The 17,655-nt window shown below is 67.5% G+C and carries 16 protein-coding genes and 2 tRNA genes; 2 read left to right on the forward strand and 16 right to left on the reverse strand.

The annotated features are described in order from the left end of the window. Positions 1-58: 58 nt before the first annotated feature. From ACZ9J7_RS18245 to ACZ9J7_RS18270, 6 genes are all read right to left on the reverse strand, one after another. On the reverse strand, positions 59-1,024 hold the full coding sequence (locus ACZ9J7_RS18245) for a methylenetetrahydrofolate reductase (protein WP_476211384.1): 966 nt from the start codon (positions 1,022-1,024) through the stop codon (positions 59-61). 326 nt (positions 1,025-1,350) lie between these two features. Next, positions 1,351-2,067 (reverse strand): hypothetical protein, encoded by a 717-nt coding sequence (locus ACZ9J7_RS18250; protein WP_476211385.1) that lies wholly within the window; start codon positions 2,065-2,067, stop codon positions 1,351-1,353. Further along, a complete protein-coding gene (locus ACZ9J7_RS18255) occupies positions 2,064-4,049 on the reverse strand; it encodes a vWA domain-containing protein (RefSeq protein WP_476211386.1) in 1,986 nt (661 codons plus the stop codon). The genes ACZ9J7_RS18250 and ACZ9J7_RS18255 overlap by 4 nt, the downstream gene beginning before the upstream one ends. Beyond that, a complete protein-coding gene (locus ACZ9J7_RS18260; RefSeq protein WP_476211388.1) occupies positions 4,040-4,516 on the reverse strand; it encodes a hypothetical protein in 477 nt (158 codons plus the stop codon). The genes ACZ9J7_RS18255 and ACZ9J7_RS18260 overlap by 10 nt, the downstream gene beginning before the upstream one ends. After that, the gene (locus ACZ9J7_RS18265; RefSeq protein WP_476211390.1) at positions 4,506-5,408 is read right to left on the reverse strand and encodes a DUF58 domain-containing protein; all 903 of its coding nucleotides are present in this window, start codon (positions 5,406-5,408) and stop codon (positions 4,506-4,508) included. The genes ACZ9J7_RS18260 and ACZ9J7_RS18265 overlap by 11 nt, the downstream gene beginning before the upstream one ends. 6 nt (positions 5,409-5,414) lie before the next feature. Then, entirely contained in the window at positions 5,415-6,422 is a 1,008-nt protein-coding gene (locus ACZ9J7_RS18270; protein WP_476211392.1) for an AAA family ATPase, read from the reverse strand. Positions 6,423-6,531: 109 nt separating this feature from the next. On the opposite strand from ACZ9J7_RS18270, the gene ACZ9J7_RS18275 reads away from it, so the two are divergent. Further along, positions 6,532-6,759 carry a hypothetical protein gene (locus tag ACZ9J7_RS18275; protein WP_476211394.1) on the forward strand — a complete coding sequence of 76 codons (228 nt, stop codon included), beginning with the start codon at positions 6,532-6,534 and terminating at the stop codon, positions 6,757-6,759. On the opposite strand, the gene ACZ9J7_RS18280 is transcribed toward ACZ9J7_RS18275, so the two are convergent. From ACZ9J7_RS18280 to ACZ9J7_RS18305, 6 genes are all read right to left on the reverse strand, one after another. Continuing rightward, positions 6,756-7,574 (reverse strand): carbohydrate ABC transporter permease, encoded by an 819-nt coding sequence (locus ACZ9J7_RS18280; protein WP_476211395.1) that lies wholly within the window; start codon positions 7,572-7,574, stop codon positions 6,756-6,758. The two genes, ACZ9J7_RS18275 and ACZ9J7_RS18280, sit on opposite strands and share 4 nt — an antisense overlap. Beyond that, entirely contained in the window at positions 7,571-8,452 is an 882-nt protein-coding gene (locus ACZ9J7_RS18285) for a carbohydrate ABC transporter permease (protein WP_476211396.1), read from the reverse strand. Before ACZ9J7_RS18285 ends, ACZ9J7_RS18280 begins: the two co-directional genes overlap by 4 nt. A 2-nt stretch (positions 8,453-8,454) precedes the next feature. Continuing rightward, on the reverse strand, positions 8,455-9,807 hold the full coding sequence (locus ACZ9J7_RS18290) for an extracellular solute-binding protein (RefSeq protein WP_476211397.1): 1,353 nt from the start codon (positions 9,805-9,807) through the stop codon (positions 8,455-8,457). A gap of 7 nt (positions 9,808-9,814) precedes the next feature. Next, positions 9,815-11,014 carry an ROK family transcriptional regulator gene (locus tag ACZ9J7_RS18295; RefSeq protein ID WP_476211398.1) on the reverse strand — a complete coding sequence of 400 codons (1,200 nt, stop codon included), beginning with the start codon at positions 11,012-11,014 and terminating at the stop codon, positions 9,815-9,817. Between the two features lie 180 nt (positions 11,015-11,194). Next, a complete protein-coding gene (locus ACZ9J7_RS18300) occupies positions 11,195-12,367 on the reverse strand; it encodes a class I SAM-dependent methyltransferase (protein ID WP_476211400.1) in 1,173 nt (390 codons plus the stop codon). Between the two features lie 50 nt (positions 12,368-12,417). Further along, entirely contained in the window at positions 12,418-13,500 is a 1,083-nt protein-coding gene (locus ACZ9J7_RS18305) for an FAD-dependent oxidoreductase (RefSeq protein WP_476211402.1), read from the reverse strand. Between the two features lie 46 nt (positions 13,501-13,546). Between ACZ9J7_RS18305 and ACZ9J7_RS18310 the strand changes: the two genes are divergently transcribed. After that, positions 13,547-14,881 carry a class I SAM-dependent methyltransferase gene (locus tag ACZ9J7_RS18310; RefSeq protein WP_476211403.1) on the forward strand — a complete coding sequence of 445 codons (1,335 nt, stop codon included), beginning with the start codon at positions 13,547-13,549 and terminating at the stop codon, positions 14,879-14,881. Between the two features lie 89 nt (positions 14,882-14,970). Here ACZ9J7_RS18310 and mctP read toward each other — a convergent pair whose 3' ends face one another. The 4 genes from mctP to ACZ9J7_RS18330 form a co-directional block, all read right to left on the reverse strand. Then, positions 14,971-16,647, reverse strand: coding sequence for a monocarboxylate uptake permease MctP (gene mctP, locus ACZ9J7_RS18315; protein ID WP_476211404.1), 1,677 nt, complete (start codon positions 16,645-16,647; stop codon positions 14,971-14,973). Then, positions 16,644-17,015 (reverse strand): DUF3311 domain-containing protein, encoded by a 372-nt coding sequence (locus tag ACZ9J7_RS18320; protein ID WP_476211406.1) that lies wholly within the window; start codon positions 17,013-17,015, stop codon positions 16,644-16,646. The genes mctP and ACZ9J7_RS18320 overlap by 4 nt, the downstream gene beginning before the upstream one ends. Positions 17,016-17,206: 191 nt before the next feature. Beyond that, positions 17,207-17,279 (reverse strand) — tRNA-Ala (locus tag ACZ9J7_RS18325). 238 nt (positions 17,280-17,517) lie between these two features. Then, a tRNA-Ala gene (locus ACZ9J7_RS18330) sits at positions 17,518-17,590 on the reverse strand. Positions 17,591-17,655 lie beyond the last annotated feature (65 nt).

Consider the following 17,655-nt stretch of genomic DNA (forward strand, 5'->3'; position numbering starts at 1 on the left):
GTAGGTCAAAAGGGCGTGGGTTAGCGCTTTAAGGCGTGAAGGGGTGCCGGGACGGCGTTCAGCTGGCCAGCTGGGGCCGTGCAACGGCAGCCCGGGCGTGGCTGCTGCGGTGGTGGCGCGGCAGGGCAAGCTTGTCCAGGACTTCCAGCGCGCTTTGGTGCTCGTTGAAGGTGTAGAGGTGGAGTCCGGGAGCTCCGGCATCGAGGGCGGCGTTTGCCAGGTCGACGGTGGCGTCGACGCCGATGTGGAGCCGTTCAATGTCGTTATCGGCAGCCGCGAGGCGATCCATCAGCCTGGGTGCCGGTTCGACTCCTGCCAGCTCTCCCAGCCGCTTGAGGCGGCGGAGGCTGGTGAACGGCATGACGCCGGGGATGATGGGAATGGTCACGCCGGCACGGCGGGCACGGCTGAGCAGGTCCTCGTACTGCGCGGCTTCGAAGAACACCTGGGTGATGGCGAAATCGGCGCCGGAACGCTGCTTGGCGAGCAGCACTTCGACGTCGTGGTCCTCGCTGGGTGACTCCGGGTGGCGGGTGGGATAGGCGGCCACGCCAACGGCAATCTTCCCGGCACAGAGCAGGGCCGAACGGCGCTGCTCCACGCGACGGATGAGGTCGATCAGGTCCTGGGCGTACCGCAGGGACCCGGCCGCCGGCTGGGCGCCGTCCTTGGGGAGGTCGCCGCGCAGGGCGAGGATGCCACGCACCCCGATGTCCAGCAGGTCGCCGATGATCGCAGCGAGTTCCTGGGGGGTGTTGCCCACGCAGGTCAGGTGGGCCAGTGGCCGCAGCGTGGTTTCAACCAGAAGCCGGTTGATGAGCTCGAGCGCGGTGTCCCGGTTGGATCCGCTGGCGCCGTAGGTGACGGAGACGTAGTCGGGCTCGGTGGTCTCCAACTCGCGAATTGTGGTCCACAGGGTCTCCGCCGCCGAGGGCGACCGCGGGGGGAACAGTTCATAGGAGAGCGCCACCGGGGCGGTCTCGGATAGCTGGGGATGTGCGTCAATAAGGCTTGGTGGTGACATTTGCGTCCTTGGCTTTTAGGCCATTGGGGCTGCCTGCCTGAAGAGGCGGACAACCGGCAATGAATTTGAGTTTGGGAACACGGAGGGACTCCACGAGGACGCAGCCGCGACTGTTACGCCTGGAATGAAGTAGTCCGTGAGCAAATGTCAGGCCCACATGGGGGCACCCACACCCTCCGGAGCGGAGGATCGCTGACACGTTACCGCGGTAACTTGTCTACGACTCTAGGGGGCCCGGCGGGCCGGGGACAAGTCGGCGCCGAATTAAGACGCAGTTTTACAGGTTGTTTCTTCCGGCAACAGAATAATGTTCGTCCGGGGCCGCCCTACCAAGGTTGCTCCGGGGCGGCCCCGCCGTTGCCGTCCAGGTACTCCTCCCGTTCGCGCCCGCTGTTCCGCTCCCGTTCGGCCTGCCGGGCACTGTCCTGCAATTGGTCCAGCTGGCCCTGCCGGTTCTCATTGGACGGGTCCGGGGACGTCTTCCCCGCCGGCGCAGGTTCCTGCGGCGCCTTGTTTCCGGCAGCGCCCAGCTTGTCTTTCAGCCGCCCTTCAGCGTCCGACAACCGGCTGCCCGTTCCGCCCTCCGCGTCGTTGGACCGGCAGCTTTCCGGCGCCTGCCCGGCAACGTCCAGCGCCTGCTTGAAGAGGGGAACGGCCGACGCCGGGTCCCCGGTTTGGAGGCGCTGGTCACCCAGGCGTTCAATCACCAGGACCAGGTTCACCCGCACCGGGCATTCGTCACCGGATCCGCCCGCGACCATCGCCAGCGACTGTTCGAACAAGGTCCGGGCAGCCTGGTCGTCCCCGGCCAGCACGGCGGCGTCGCCGGCGGCGAACGGCGCCTTGTGCGGCTCCGCCAGGTTGGCTATTCCAAGGCCGCCGGCCGCACCGCCCACGGCGGATGCGTTTCCAGCCTCGAAACCGGCGGCGGCCTGACGTGCGAGGAGCCCCAGGCTGAGGAGCTTGGCGGCGACACACAGCGCCAGGAGCACCGGCAGGGCGGACCACAGCAGCAGTCGGCGCCTTCGGATGTTGGCGTTCACCGTTTACCCCCGTTGCGGGACGCGGGCCGGAGCCCGTGGAGTTGACGGATGATACCCACCGCTTCGGGCAGTGCCAGCAGGAAAGCTCCGGCGGCGAAGATCCAATAAAGCTCAGTGGCCGCGGCCAGCGAACCGTCCTGGTCTGAACGTTCGGCCCTGCCGGGGCGCGCCTGTTCCATCATGTCCGCCACCGGATCGCCGGATGCACGGTGGAGGTAGGGCACGCCCAGCTGGGAGGCGATGGTCCGCAGCCGTCCTTCGTCGATGACGGACCGCGCGTCCCCGGAGCTGCCGGGCCGGGTGTCCTGCACGTAGGTCGCCGGTGGTGCCGGGGCGCCGCTGCCGCCCGGTCCGCGGGCGTCGGCAGCCTGTCCGGTGTTCTCTTTCATCCGGCCGCCCCCGGAGGTTCCGTAACCCAGCACCGCACCCCCGGCCACCAGCCCGCCGTCGACCTTCATGGCCTCCGGTTCCCTGCCGCTGGTCTGTTCGCCGTCCCCCAGGTAGTACACCAGCCGGGGCCGGTCCGGCCGGCTGTCCCGGGCGGCGGCCAGCCGTTCGGAGAGAACCTGCCTGGCTGCGGTGATGCTGCTGCCCCTGGCGTAGGCGGTCACCTGGGGTTCCATGACGTCCGTGATGGTTTCCAGCGCCAGGGTGTCGGTGCTGAGCGGCATCCGGACGTGTGCCGTGGTGTCGAAGGTGATGACGGAGAAGCGGGCGCCGGGCAACTGTTCGGCGATGGCCATGATGTCCTTGCGGACGCCGTCCAGCCGCGGGGACCCGTTGCCGTAGTCCTCGGCCACCATGCTGGTGGTGGTGTCCACCACGAAGAACACGTTCAGGTCGGCGGTGGCGGATTGTACCGACCCGCCGGGCATGGTGGGCCGGAGGGCTGCCACCAGGACCAGCAGGACGATCCCGCCCCGCCGCAGCGCCTCGCGGCTGGGCAGTGGTGTCCGCTGCAGGGGCCACAGGACCGCGCACAGGATGAGCCCGGACAGCAGCGCAAAGCCCAGCGGCAGGCCCGGCACTTCCGAGAACACGGCCCGCGGTGCTCCCTGGATCGCCGCTGTTTCGGTCTGCTCCACGGCGGTGACAATTCCCGGCACAGCGTCGGGACTGTCAAGGGCGTGGTACGAACCGCCGGTGGACTCCGCAGCGTCACGGAGTTGGGCACCGGGCTGGCCGGCACCGCTGCCGTAGTCAAGGTCGCCCGGATTCAGTGCGTAGACGTGCACGGACCGTTCCTTCGCCAACTGTGTGGCCTGGTCCAGGGTCATGATCGGCTTGCCGGACAGGAAGTTGTCGGTGGCCAGGATGACGGAGCGCGGGCGCGCGGGGGCAGTGTTTCCGTCTGCCGCGTTCCCGGCCGTACCGGAAGGTCCTCCGGTGGCTCCGGGGAAGCTGTTGAGGCAGGATGCCAGGCCGTCACCGATGAGCGAGGATCCCCGGCCGCTCCAGGTGCCGTCCAGGAATCCGGAGCTGCCGGGTTTGCCGTCGAAGGCGTCCTTGGCGGCCTGCAGCTGCTCCTGGGCGTAGGCGTAGTCGTCGGTCAGCGGAAACACCTGGATGGCGCTGCTGTCGAAGATGGTCAGGCCGATCCGCTCGCCGTGGAAGTTCTTCGCCAGGCCGGCGAAGACGTCCACTACTTCAGCGTCGGCGCTGCTCATGGAGCCGGAGGCGTCCAGGCAGAGCATGATGTCGCGGTTGTGCTGCTCCGGACGGATGGTGGTCACATCGGCCGGCCGCGCTGCCGCAACGGCGGTGGCGGCCAGCAGCACCGCGCAGGCGGCCCCGGCGGCTGCCAGCCGGCGGCGGTGCCGGCGGAGGGCTGCCTGGTATTCCGGGAGCGCGGTGAGCCTGTCGGCGTGCGCCACGGGCCGGCGTCGTGCGTTGAATCCCTGGCGACGGCGCAGCGCAACCCACGCCGCTGCGCCGGCGGCCAGAGCGGCGGGCGGCAGCAGCCACCAGAAGATCAGCTCCACGCGCGCACCGCCTCGGAAGCTTTTGCTGCCGATGCGCCCACGGAAGGCAGCGGTCCGGGACCGAATTCGGCGGGGTACAGGGCCTCGATGACGTGTGCTGCCGCCGGGAGCGGGTGCCGGGCCAGGTCCTCGTGCGTCATCCTGGTGGCGTCGACTCCCGTTGCGTCCCGGACGAACCCGCGCAGCAGGAGGCTGACCTGCTGGTGCGCTGCCCGTGCGTCAAGGTTTCCCGCCGCCGCCTCCTGCTCCACATCGCGGATCCGTTGCAGGTACGCCGCTTTGAGCCCGGGCAGGTCCGTCAGGGCGGACCGGGGGCTGGGCCGGCCGGGCGTGGAGCGCGCACGGGAACGCGTGGTGGCGAACGCGACGACGTACCATCCTGCCACCAGGGCCAGGAGTGCCGCTCCGCACCACGTCCAGGCCGTACTGTATTGCAGCGGCCCGTAGAATCCCGGGTCAGCCTGCACGCCGGTGCCTCTCCAGGAGGGCGAACAGGCCGGTGATGACATCCCCGCTGCCGGCTACCTCACCTTCGGTGATCCCGGCCGATTGCAGCATGGCTTTGCGGGCCGCGCCACGTTCCGCGGCGGCTGTGGCGTAGGCAGCCGCCACCACGGAGGATGTGGCCGGCTGCCAGGCCAGGAGGGAGGAATCGGCCACGCTGTAGGAGTCGCCGGCGCACTTCGACTTTGCGTCGTCCAGGGGTGGGGGCACCAGTTCGGCATCCCTGACCGTCAGCCACAGGATCTCGTGCTGGGCGCGCAACCTGCGCAGGAGGCGTCCGGTGGCATCATCCGCAGCCAGTTCATCGGCGACGACGAACAGCAGGTGCCGTCCGCTGATGTTCCGCGCTACATAGTCGAGCTGGTCCCGGATGCTGCTGCCGGGCGCGTCGAGGCCCGTGTGTGAGTCCACGTGCCGGAGCAGCCGTTCAAGGTGTGCCTCTCCGCTCTTCGCCGCGAAGGACCGGGTTGCGGCCGAGTCACCGCACACCAGTCCCACCACGTCGCCGTGGCGGAGGGCCAGGTAGCCCAGGACCCCGAGGGACAGCACGGCGATGTCTTTCTTCACTTCCCCGGACCGCGCCTCCGCCGCCATGTTGCGTCCGGTATCGGCGACCAGGAGGACTGTCTGCCTGCGGACGGCCACGTAACGCCGGATCAGGGGCGAGCCGTGGCGCGCCGAGGCCTTCCAGTCAATGTCGCGGACTTCGTCACCGGGGACGTAGGCGCGCAGGTCGTCGAAGTCCAGGCTGCGGCCCCTGAACACGGAACCGTATTCGCCGTCGAGCATGCCGCGGGCTTTGCGGTGCGCGAAGATGGCAAGCTTTGATTTCACGCGCTGGAGCAGGGTGGCCATGCGGGGTCAAGGAGTCTGGACGGCGGCAACGATGGCATCGATCACCAATTCCACGGGAACCTGCTCGGCCACCGCGTCAAAGTTCAGGATGAGCCGGTGCCTGAGCACCCGGTGGGCCAGCGACCTGACGTCCTCGGGAATCACATGGTCCCGGCCGTTCAGCAGGGCCACCGCCCGGGCTGCCTGACTGAAGGCAATGCTGGCCCGGGGGCTGGCCCCAAACTCGATGAATCCGGCAAGTCTCGCATCAATGTACTGGGACGCGTTCCGGGTCACGTACACCAGCCCCACGATGTAGTTGATCACCGCCGGATCAATGTAGATGCGGGCAGCCAGTTGCTGGACCTCGGTGACGGCGTCCAGGGAGGCCGCAGCGGCAGGCTTCTGCTCCGGGGTGTAGACGCCGGCGTCGATCCTGCGGATGATCTCGGCCTCTTCCGCCGGGCTGGGATAATCCAGGACGTCCTTGAGCATGAACCGATCCATCTGCGCCTCGGGCAGCTGGTAGGTCCCCTCCTGCTCGATGGGGTTCTGGGTGGCCAGTACCAGGAACGGGGAGGGCAGCCGGTAGTCCTGGCCGCCGATGGAGGTCTGGCGTTCCTGCATCGCCTCCAGCATGGCGCTCTGGGTCTTGGCGCTGGAGCGGTTGATCTCGTCCAGCAGCACAATGTTGGCGTGGACCGGGCCGAGCTGGGTGTGGAAGCTGCCTTTGGCGGCATCGTAGATCTGGGTTCCCACGATGTCGCTGGGCAACAGGTCCGGGGTGCACTGGATCCGGCGGAATTCACCGCTGACGGCGTCGGCCAAGGTCTGCGCGGCGGTGGTCTTGGCCAGTCCCGGCACACTCTCCAGCAGGATGTGGCCGCCGGTCAGCAGGCCCACCAACACTGATTCCCGCAGCCGGGACTGTCCAACCACCTTCGCGTCGAAACTGCGTGAAATGTTGGCGGCCACCTGCTGCGCCCTGGCCAGCTCCGCAGGCTGGATTCGTGCGGGCACGCTGGTCGAAAGCACTGGTTTCCCCCTGATGACGTTTTTGGGCGCGCGGTCCGGGCCGGCCGTGTCCCGTCCGCCATCCTATCCAAGCCGGGCAGCCCGGGTCCGGCAATGGGCACCCCTCCCCATGCGGGTCCGGCAGGTCTATCCTTTTGCCATGATTGAGCTCCCAGCCAGTTACAAGGAATATCTCGCCGACAAGAGCCAGGTGGTCATCGACACTGTCAGGCCCATCCTGATGCAGTCCGCGGCCGAAAAGCTGCACGGCGTCCGCGTGGTGGACACCCACCACGGCCACCAGGCGCACCTGGACGACACCCTGCCGTTCGGCGTGGTGCTCGAGGACATCGACTAGCCCCGGACAGCTCCCGACAGGGCCAGCGAATTGCCGGACCCGCGCGCCACGATGGCGTAGAGGGCCAGGACCGGAATTGAATAAAGGATCGAGAATGCGGCCAACTGGCCGTAGGCAACTGCCCCGTGCTGGCCGAAGAAGCTGAAGATCGATACGGCTGCCGGCTGCCTGGCTTCGGAGAGCAGCAGCACGAACGGGACGAAGAAGTTCCCCCAGGCCTGGATGAAGACGAAGATGAACACCACGCCAAGACCCGGCCCCATGAGCGGCAGGACGATTGAACGCAGGCCCGCCAGCCGGGAAGCGCCGTCCACCCAGGCTGCCTCCTCCAGCGCCAGGGGCACGGCATCCATGAAGTTCCTGGTCATCCAGATGGCCATGGGCAGGCTGGTGGCTGCCAGGAACAGCACCGTGGCCGGGAGGGAATCCAGCAGCCGGAACTGCACGAACATGCCATAGACAGGCACCATGATGGCCGTGACGGGCAAACAGGTGCCGAAGAGGATGGCTGACATGAACGGGGTGTTGAAGCGGGAGCGGTAGCGGGACAAAGGGTACGCGGCGAGCACGGCGGCCGCCAGCGTCACGATCCCTGTCCCTGCCGACAGCAGCAGGCTGTTCCACAGTGGCCGGAACAACAGTTCCGGCGTGAGGACGGCGGCAAAGTTGTCCAGGCCCGGCTGTTGGGGGACCTTGACCGCATGGCCGGCCGCAGGATCCAGCGAGCCGAGCACCAGCCAGAGCAGCGGCAGCAGGAAGCACCCGCCAATCAGCAGCAGGACCACATCCGCCAGGGTGCTGCGTTTACCGGTCATGGCCTCTGCTCCCTCAGCAAACGAAGGTACGCTCCCCCGAACACTCCGCCGATGAGGATCAGGACCGTAGCTACGGCGGTGCCGTAGCCGATGTCTCCGAACTTGAAGGCTTCCTGGTAGGCCAGGACAGGCAGGGTGGTGCTGCCGTTGGCAGGACCACCGGCGGTCATGACCCAGATCAGGGTGAAGACGGCCAGGGTCTGCAGCGTGACCAGCATCAGGTTGGTCGCGATGCTCCCCCGGATCACCGGCAGGGTAATGAACACCAGCCGCTGCCAGGCGCCGGCACCGTCCATCTGGGCAGCTTCGGCCAGCTCGCCGGGGACTCCGCCAAGCGCGGAGCGGTAGACCAGCATGGAGAAGGCAGTCCCGCGCCACACGTTCGCCAGGATCACGGCTGCCATGGGAACAACGTAGAGCCAGTCGGTCTCCGCCAGCCCCAGCCGGCCCAGCAGCTGGTTGAGCGTCCCGTCGCGGCTGAAGAAGGCGTAGGCCGCGAACGCCGCCACGATTTCCGGCAGGACCCAGGCGGCCACGACGGCGATCCCAACAATTGCCGAAACCACCGGGCGTGCGCGCCGCATCAGGACTGCGAGGGCGAGCCCCAGCACGTTCTGGCCCAGGATCGCAGATCCGGCGACGAAGAGGACGGTCAACGCCAAGGAGAGCGGAAAAGTTTGATCGTGCAGCAGCCGCTGGTAGTTGTCCAGGCCCACCCAGTCGGGGTTCCTGGCGTGCCGCCCGGTGAGGCCGGCGTTGGCCAGCGAGGCGTGGAAGGCCCACAGCACCGGTCCGGCGAGGAACACAAGCAAAAGCACGACGGCGGGCAGTACCGGCAGGTACCGGACCACCTGCCGTGTGCGGTGGCTGGCGGGCACCGCTACTTCCGGATGGTCTTGTCGCCGCCCACAATTCCGGCCACGGCCGCGTCGTAATCGGCTGCCGCCTGTTCCGGGGTCCTGTTACCGGTGATCACAGCCTCGGTGGCCTCCTGCACGGCAGCGGAGATCCGTGGGTAGTCGGACGTCGCCGGCCGGTACCGGGTGACTGCGACCAGGCTGGACACGTCCTTCACGAACGGGTTGGCCGACTGGTAGCCGGGGTCGGCAGCGACGTCGGTGCGGACGGCGATCTGCGAGCTGGCCACCGTGAACGCCAGGGAGTTCTTTGCGTTCAGGGCGGTGGTCAGGAAATTGAATGCGAGGTCGGGCTGCTTGGTTTCCGCGCCGACGGCTAACGTCCACCCTCCGGACATGCTCACTGCGCCGGGTGCACCCCCTGATTGGGTGGGGAACGGGGCTACTCCCATGTCCTGCTTGTATTCCGGCCAGGCGTAGCTTCCGCCGTCCTGCCAGAACGACGGCGCATAGGAACCTTCCACGGTTGCGCCAAGTTTTGCCTTGGGGAACCATTCGCCGAAGACTTTCTTCCAGATGTTCGGGTCCAGCGCCTCGGCCGGGGGAACTGCGAGCTTTTCCCCGTAGAGGGTGCTGAGGAAGGCCAGCGAATCCTTGAAGCCGGCCGAGCCAACGACCCACTTTTTTGAATCCGGGTCATAAAGGGTCGCCCCCGTACCGTACAGGAGCTCGTAGAAGCCCTGCATTACGCTTCCTTCGCCGGTGCCCTTGCCGGCATACATGTTGAAGGGAACCACGTCGGGGTTTGCGGCCTTGATCTCGCGGGCTGTGTCCAGGATGTCCTGCCAGCTGGACGGCTCCCACGGCAGGTCAATGCCGGCCGCCGCAAAAACTTTCTTGTTGTACCAAATTGCGCGCGTGTCGGTGCCCAACGGCACCGCGTACGTGCCGCCGTCGTCCGCTTTGCCTGCTTCCTTGGCAGCGTCGTCGAATTTGTCCCAGTCCCTCCACCCCTCCAGGCGGCTGTCCAAATTCAGCAGGTACCCGGCGTCCACGTCGGAGCGCACCTTGAACGTGTCCTCGTAGAAGACGTCCGGGGCTGTCGAAGGCGACCGCAGGGCCAGGGCCAGCTTGGTGCCGTAGTCGTCATCATTGGCCTGGATGGGCTGCAGTTCGATCGTGACGCCCTGGTTCGCGGCTTCGAACTCTTTCTTCGCATCCTGGAACATGGTGTCCAGTGCCGTGAACGAGTCTGTCTTCTGGTACGCCACCTTGATGGTCCGGTTGCCGCCCGCAGGATCGGCAGGGGTGCACGCTGTGAGGACTAAAACTGCTGCAGCCACCAGCGATGCGGCTTTGGATGCCCGGCGAAACATGGCGCTGTCAGCTTTCCAGCAGGAGCCGCTGGGCGCGGGGCGCGAGCGTATGTTCCAGGACCAGCGAGGCCGCGCCGATGGCTCCCACGTCCTCCCCCACCCCCGTGCCCACCACTTCGATCGGGTGGATCAGGCGGGCGGCGCTGTTGGCGTCCAGCAGCGGCGGGACCAGTTCGAGGTAGCGCTGCGACAGGCACGTCCAGAACGGGCCGCCGAAGACCACCCGTTCAACATCCAGGGTGTTCGTGACCACGGAGACCGCCCGGGCAACCAGGACGGCAGACTTGTCCAGGATGGCGGCGGCACCTTCGTCCCCTGCGTACGCACGGGCGCACAGCTCGGAAAAGCTTTGCTGGATTTCGGCCGCGCTTCCGGACGGGGCGCCCTCCAGGATGCCCGTGGCGACCGCTTCCGCCACCAGGACCTGGGGAATGGCGGAGGATTTGACGCAGCCGCGCTGTCCGCAGTCGCAAAGAGGTCCGCCCGGGTCCACGATGATGTGGCCGATCTCGCCGGCGTTGCCTGACGTCCCCCGGACAACTTCATCGTTGAGGACGATCCCGCAGCCGATGCCGGTCCCCATGTACATGAACACGAAGCTGCCGGCGCCGCTGGGGCCGCCCGCCCACGTTTCCGCGACGGCGGCGCTGGTCACATCCTTGTCCACCAGCACGGAGTAGCCGGTGGCCTTGGCCAACGCGTCCCGCAGTTCCACGCGGTCCCACCCGGGGAGCAGCGGGGGGTCCACCACGGTGCCGTGGTCCAGGTCGATGGGACCGGGAGCGGCCACTCCGAGTCCCGCGATGCGGGCCTGGTCCACGCCGGAATCCTCCACGAGCTGGGCCAGTTCCGCGGCGATCGTAGCGATCACTGCGGCAGGATCGTTTCCGCCCGGGGTCTTGATCCGGGAGTGCCGCACCACAGCACCCACGAGGTCAAGCACCACGAATGTGGTCACGGCCGGGTCCAGGTGGACCCCGAGGGCGTACATGCCGCCGGGGTTCAGGCGCAGGATGGTGCGGGGCTTTCCGGGGCCGCTGCCCTCTTTGCCGGCTTCGACGATCAGGTTCTGGTCCAGCAGGCGGCGGGATATGTTCGAGATGGTCTGCGGCGACAGGCCAACGATCTGGGCGAGTTCCACGCGGCTCAGTCCGCCGGACGTCCTGCGGATTGCGTCGAGGATGACGGTGAGGTTAAAGTCCCCCATCCTGGGCAAGTTGGTTCCGCGCCTCGGAGAGGATTGGCGGATCTCAGACACTGTGTCCCCTAAACGTCTTCGGCTACCTGGCGGTGGTGATGCTTTGAATCGTACGTCAAGCGTCCGCCGCCGCCCACATGTCCGGCAGCGGCGCGGCGGATGTCGTGGCCGGTGAGGGGCAGGATGGGGTCAGCGGGACCTGCGGGTGCTCCGGGTGACCGTGAACTTTAGGTTTCGGCCCTCCACCACGGTGGGCCCTACGGACCGCTCCAGGGCAGGCAGGTAGGCCAGGTGCCGGTTGTAGACCGTCCACAGCTCGCCCCCTGGAGCCAGGACCCGCCCGGCGGCTTCAATCATCTTCAGCCCGGCGCCGGCGTGGACTCCAGCTCCGACATGAAAGGGCGGATTCAGCAGGACCGCGTCGACTGTCCCGTCGGGAAAGGTGCTGAGCGCATCGTCCTGCAGCACGGAGATCCGGTCCGCCAGCCCGTTGGCGCGGGCGGTGGCCAGCGCGGACTGGACGGCGGCCGCAGACTGGTCGGTAGCCGTTACCGCGGCGTCCGGGAACTGCCTGGCATACATTGCGGCGAGGATGCCGGTGCCGCATCCGAGGTCGACGGCGCGGCGTGCCGGCTTCATGGCGGGCAGGAACGTCAGCAGGAAGCGCGTGCCGATGTCCAGCCTGGCGCCGGCGAAGACAGCGCCGTGCGCGGCAACGTCCAGGTCCAGTTCCACGAGGTGCTCCACCACCGGAAAACGCGGGGAGGCGGCGGCGGTTTTGGGACCGGCCGCGAGGAGGACCCGCGATTTTTGCCGCGCCAGCTGCGGCTGCACGGACACGAAATACCGTTCAAGGACGGCGTTCATGCCCAGTGACATGTGCTTCACCCGCCCGCCTGCAAGCAGCCGGACGCCCGGCGCGGCGTACCTGGCAACGGTAGCGGCGATCTCCTCAAGCTCAGCCAGGGTCTTGGGGAGCTGCAGCAGGACGGTGTCCGCCCCTGCCAGCAGTTCGGGCCCCAGGGGCAGCTGCACGAAACCGGACCCGGCGCTGTCCGCCGGAAGCCCGGCAGCCTCCCGCCTGGCGGACAGTTCGGCCGCGTTCAGCCGCAGGGCCCGCTCCCCGGTGATGAGGTCCTGGTGCACGCGCAGCGAGGCCGGGGCCAGGGCCTCGGCGGCGCCGAGAGTGAGTGCTCCATAGCGGTCTCCGATGACTGACACGGCGCCGCCCGCCCGTCCCAGCTGGACGGCAGTTTCAAGCAGGAGCCGGTCGGTGGCGTCCCAGGCCTGCAGGTTGGGGGCTTCCACATCGGGCCGCCGTCTCAGCCCGTCGAAGATGTCCGCCAGGGTGTTTGCTGCCACCGGTGTGCTGCCGCCTTCTGTCGCCTCTGCCGGCCCCGGCACCCGGGGCATCACCTCCACGTTACCGGCTCGGCCGCCGTCGCCATCGCCGGCAGCTTCAGGATCGCTGCCACTGCTGCCCGTCCGGCACGGTTGGCACCAATGGTGGACGACGATGGGCCGTACCCGACCAGGTGCACGCGGGGCTCGGCCGCCACTTGGGTTCCGTCCATGGCGATCCCGCCGCCCGGACCCCGCAGGTGAAGTGGCGCCAGGTGTTCCAGTTCCGCCCTGAACCCTGTGGCCCAGAGGATGACGTCGGCCCTCAGCAGGGTACCGTCGGCGCGGCGTACTCCCCCGGGTTCAATGGCGGTAAACATGGGCTGCCGCTCCAGCGCGCCCCGTTCCTTCGCCGCACGAAGGGCAGGCGTCCAGATCAGGCCCGTCACCGAAACGACGCTTTGCGGTGGAAGCCCCTTGCGGACGCGCTCCTCCACGAGCGCCACGGCGTCATGGCCAGCCTTGGCATCAAACGCCTCGTCGCGCCACACCGGCTCCCGGCGCGTGAACCAACTGGTCGAGGTGACGCGGGAAATCTCCTCCAGCAGCCCCACGGCAGAGATCCCGCCGCCCACCACGATCACGTGCAGGCCGCGGAACTCATCCACGGACACGTAGTCGGCCACATGCAGTTGCCTGCCGCCGAACGAGGCACGGCCGGGATAGATGGGCCAGAACGGGCGGGTCCACGTACCCGTGGCGTTGATGAGTGCCTTGGCGCTCCAGTCGCCGTCGGACGTTTCGATCCGCAGCCGGCCGGCCGGATTGCTGTCCTCACGCCTCACGGCACGCACCTTCACCGGCCGGTGGACGTTAAGCCCCAGCTCCGCCTCGTAGCCGGCGAAATAGCGGGTCAGGAATTCCGAGCTTGGTTCCGCGGGGTCCACATCTGGTTTGGCGATTCCGGGAAGGTTGCTGATCCCGTTGACGGTGGCCATGCGCAGGCTCTTCCACCGGTGCCGCCACGCGCCGCCGGGACCTTCCTCGGCGTCAAGCACGGCGAAGCCCAGCCCGCGGCGCTGGAGGTGGTACGCAGCCGACAGGCCTGCCTGGCCAGCCCCGATGACCACCACATCGGTTGGGTCAGGAATCACTCCCCCATGATAGTCGCGGAGGGCTGCCCGGCCTTAGGGTGGGCGCATGGACACTGAAGATGCCGGACAAAGCGGAACCGGAGCGGGCGGGCACGCCGCCAGGCTGGAGAAAGCGCTGGGGGTGGTTTTGGGCACCAGCGACGTCCCGCTGCGGCTGCGGGCATGGGACGGCTCGGAAGCAGGCCCTGCCAACGCACCGGTTCTTGAGTTCAAATCCCGGAAGGCACTGCGACGAATGCTCTGGTCACCGGGGCAGCTTGGCCTGAGCCGGGCGTATGTGGCAGGTGACATCGACGCCCCGGGTGACGTCTTCGCAGCCTTCGCAGCGTTGAGTTCGGCCGGGAAGTTCGCCGAGCCCGGACCGTTCCGGCCGCTTTCCGCCAGCGAAGTCTGGCTGCTGCTGCGCACCGCTGTCCGGCTGGGCGCTGTGGGACCCAACCCTGCCCCGCCGCCCGAGGAGGCGCGGATCGCCAGGAAGGGCAGGATGCATTCCCGGGGACGGGATTCGGCCGCCATCTCGCATCATTACGACGTCGGCAACGATTTTTACGCCCTGGTGCTGGGACCATCCATGGTCTACTCCTGCGCTGTGTGGCCGGACGAAGGCGTCCCTGCCGGCGGTGGCCCGGACAATGGCCTGGACGCGGCGCAGGAAGCCAAGCTGGACCTTGTCTGCCGCAAGCTGGGCCTCCAGCCGGGGACACGGGTCCTCGATGTTGGCTGCGGGTGGGGCAGCTTCGCCCTGCACGCTGCCGCCAAGTACGGCGCCACAGTGGTGGGCGTGACGCTGTCCACGGAGCAGGCCACCCTGGCGCGGAAGCGCGCAGCCGAGGCCGGCCTCACCGACAGGGTGGAGATCCGGGTCCAGGACTACCGGGACGTGGACGACGGGCCCTACGACGCCATCAGCTCCATCGGTATGTCCGAGCACGTGGGACGGGCCCAGACCCCTGCCTACGCCGCAGCACTCTTCGGGCTGCTCCGCCCCGGCGGCCGGCTGCTGAACCATGCCATCTCCTGGAACGCCGGCCCCACCGACCCTGATCCCGACTCGTTCATACCCCGCTACGTCTTCCCGGACGGCGAAATGATCAGCCTGGGCGAAATGGTGTCCGCCCTGGAGACTGCCCGGTTCGAAGTCCTCGACGTGGAAGCACTGCGTCCCCACTACGCGCTGACTCTCCGTGCGTGGGTCGGGCGGCTGGAGCAGAACTGGGCGGAAGCGGTGCGACTGGCCGGAGAAGGTCGCGCAAGGGTGTGGCGGCTGTACATGGCCGCCAGCGCCATCGGATTCGAAAACGGACTCACCGGAGTCAACCAGGTCCTGGTGCGCCGCCCGGGCGGGGAGGAACCGCCGTTGCGCCGCACTGGCTGGCTGTGACGAAAGCGCTGTGACGGAAGCGCCCTCCTGCCGGGACGCAACCCGGCAGAAGGGCGGCTCGGTGACCCTGAGGTCAGGCCACTTTACGGCTAGGCCACCGGGGAGGGTCCGCCCGGCTGGGTGAAGTGCTGGGTCTTTTCGATTTGCACCACTTTAGGATCCGTTTCGTCGGCGGCGTAGTCCGTGGGCCGGGTAAGGTCTTCGCCGGTCCGGACCTTGAGGGCCCGCATCACCAGGGTCAGCACGGCGGCGACCACCAGGTTCAGCGCGAACGCCGATACGGCGATGTAGACGCTGAAGTCCGTGCCGGGAATGGGCGCCACCGAACCACCGAAATGCGCCTTGGTCACTGGGTTGACCACGTTGTAGGCGGAGACGGTACCGAAGATGATGCCCACGGCCCAGCCGATCAGCAGGGCCCAGCGGTCGAACCAGCGGGTGTAGAGCCCGGCCACCACTGCCGGGAAGGTCTGCAGGATCCAGATGCCGCCCAGGAGCTGCATGTTGATGGCTGCCGACTGGTCCATGGCGATCACGAAAACCAGGGCGCCCACCTTCACCACCAGGGAGACGATCTTGGACACCTTCGCCTCCGTCTTTGGATCGACGTCGGGGCGGATGAAGTCGCGGTAGATGTTCCGGGTGAACATGTTGGCGGCGGCAATGGACATGATCGCTGCCGGCACCAGCGCCCCGATGGCGATGGCGGCCAGGGCTATCCCGGCGAACCAGGCCGGGAAGTGGTCAAGGAACAGCTGTGGGACCACCAGCTGCGGGTTGACGGATCCGTCCAGGTCGATTGGCTTGGTGCCCGCCTTGATGGCCACGAAACCCAGCAGGGCCAGGAAGCCGAGCATCAGGGAGTACAGCGGCAGGATGGCGGCATTGCGGCGGATGGTGTTGCGTGCCTTCGAGGCCAGCACCGCGGTCACCGAGTGCGGGTACATGAACAGCGCCATGGCCGAGCCCAGCGCCAGCGACCAGTAGGCGGAGTAGTTGGCCGCGCCCGGGACGAAGACACCCGCCGGCTTGCCCGTGGCCTGGTTTACTGCGCCGAGCTTGGCCTGGGCTGCACCGAAAATGGTGTCCCAGCCGCCGAACTTGATGGGCAGGTAAATGACGGCCACAATCACGGCAAGGTAGATCAGGAGGTCCTTGACGACGGCGATCATCGCCGGGGCGCGCAGGCCCGAGGTGTACGTGTAGGCGGCCAGCACCACGAAGGCGAGGATCAGCGGCAGGTCGGTCAGCAGGACGTTTCCGGAGCTCCCCAGGCCAAGGACGGTGAGCACAGCCTTGATGCCCACCAGCTGCAGCGCAATGTAGGGCATCGTGGCGACGATGCCCGTAACGGCGACGGCCAGGGAGAGCCAGCGGCTGCCGTAGCGGCCGCCCACGAAGTCCGCCGAGGTGACGTAGCCGTGGCGGTGGGATACGGACCACAGCCGGCTCATGATGATGAAGATGATCGGATACAGGACGATCGTGTACGGGACCGCGAAGAAACCGCTCACAGCGCCGGTGGCCCACATGGCTGCCGGCACCGCCACGAAGGTGTACGCGGTGTACAGGTCCCCGCCCAGGAGGAACCAGGTGATCCAGGTGCCGAAGCCGCGGCCGCCAAGACCCCATTCGTCCAGGCTGTGCAGCCCCTCTACATCGGTGCTCCGGCGCCATCTGGCTGCGAGGAAGCCCATCACGGCCACGATGACGAACAGCAGCACCACAATGATCAGGGCTGTCCAGTTGATCTCGCGGGTGTTCATGGCCGGTCCCCTCCCAAACCGGCCCCGGCGGTGCCAGTCCCCGCCTTGGGCGGACCACCCGCACGCGCCTCGGCCCGCCGTCGTCGGTCTTCCTTGGTGACCAGCCAGTACGCGCTGCCGGTCAGGACGGCAGAGATCGGCACCCACAGCAGCTGGTACCAGTAGAAGAAGGGCATCCCGGCCAGCCGCGGCGCGTCAAAGGAGTAGAGCTGCGGCATCAATGGGAACAGGATGGCGGCGGCCAGCAGGATACCGGCGCCGATATACGGGCCGGGCCTGGCTGGTCCGCGGATGGCGGTATCGCGCGTCAGGCGCGGTTCATCGGGAAAAGCTCCGCCGTTACGGCTGTAGCCGTCTGCGTGGGACATCTGTGACCTCCTCGTCAGCCTGTCCCGCGGCCGCCGCTTTGGATGAAAGCTGTCCGGAGGCGGGACGATGTGCCCTCAACCACAGTTGTACCGCGCTTTGACCTGCGCCGGAAGGCTTTCCGCCCAGAATCGGTTGCCGGTGGCAACAAAAAAGGGAACCATCACATGTGATGGTTCCCTTTCCGTAACGGTGGAGCTGAGGGGACTCGAACCCCTGACCCCCTGCATGCCATGCAGGTGCGCTACCAGCTGCGCCACAGCCCCGTACTTTTGTTTTTCCGGTCGAATTCCCCGGAGCAACCTGACCAGAGTAATGCACTTTTCCGCTGGACGCCAATCGGCCGTCACCGTCCGCTGTCCACGCCCTGAATGCACCCGCGCTTGGACAGATCACCGGGGAACGCGGGGGTGCAAGGTCCGGGCGCCGGTGAAATCCGGAGCAGCCGGGATGCGGGCACAAAAAAGTCCGCCGGAACCAAACGGTTCCGGCGGACTTCTCCGGTGGAGCTGAGGGGACTCGAACCCCTGACCCCCTGCATGCCATGCAGGTGCGCTACCAGCTGCGCCACAGCCCCGGATTGCTGCTGCCCTTGCGGGCTTTCTTCAGGGTCTCCCCCGAAGCAACTCAAATATCTTAGAA

This window comes from Pseudarthrobacter sp. TE9888, assembly GCF_056279345.1.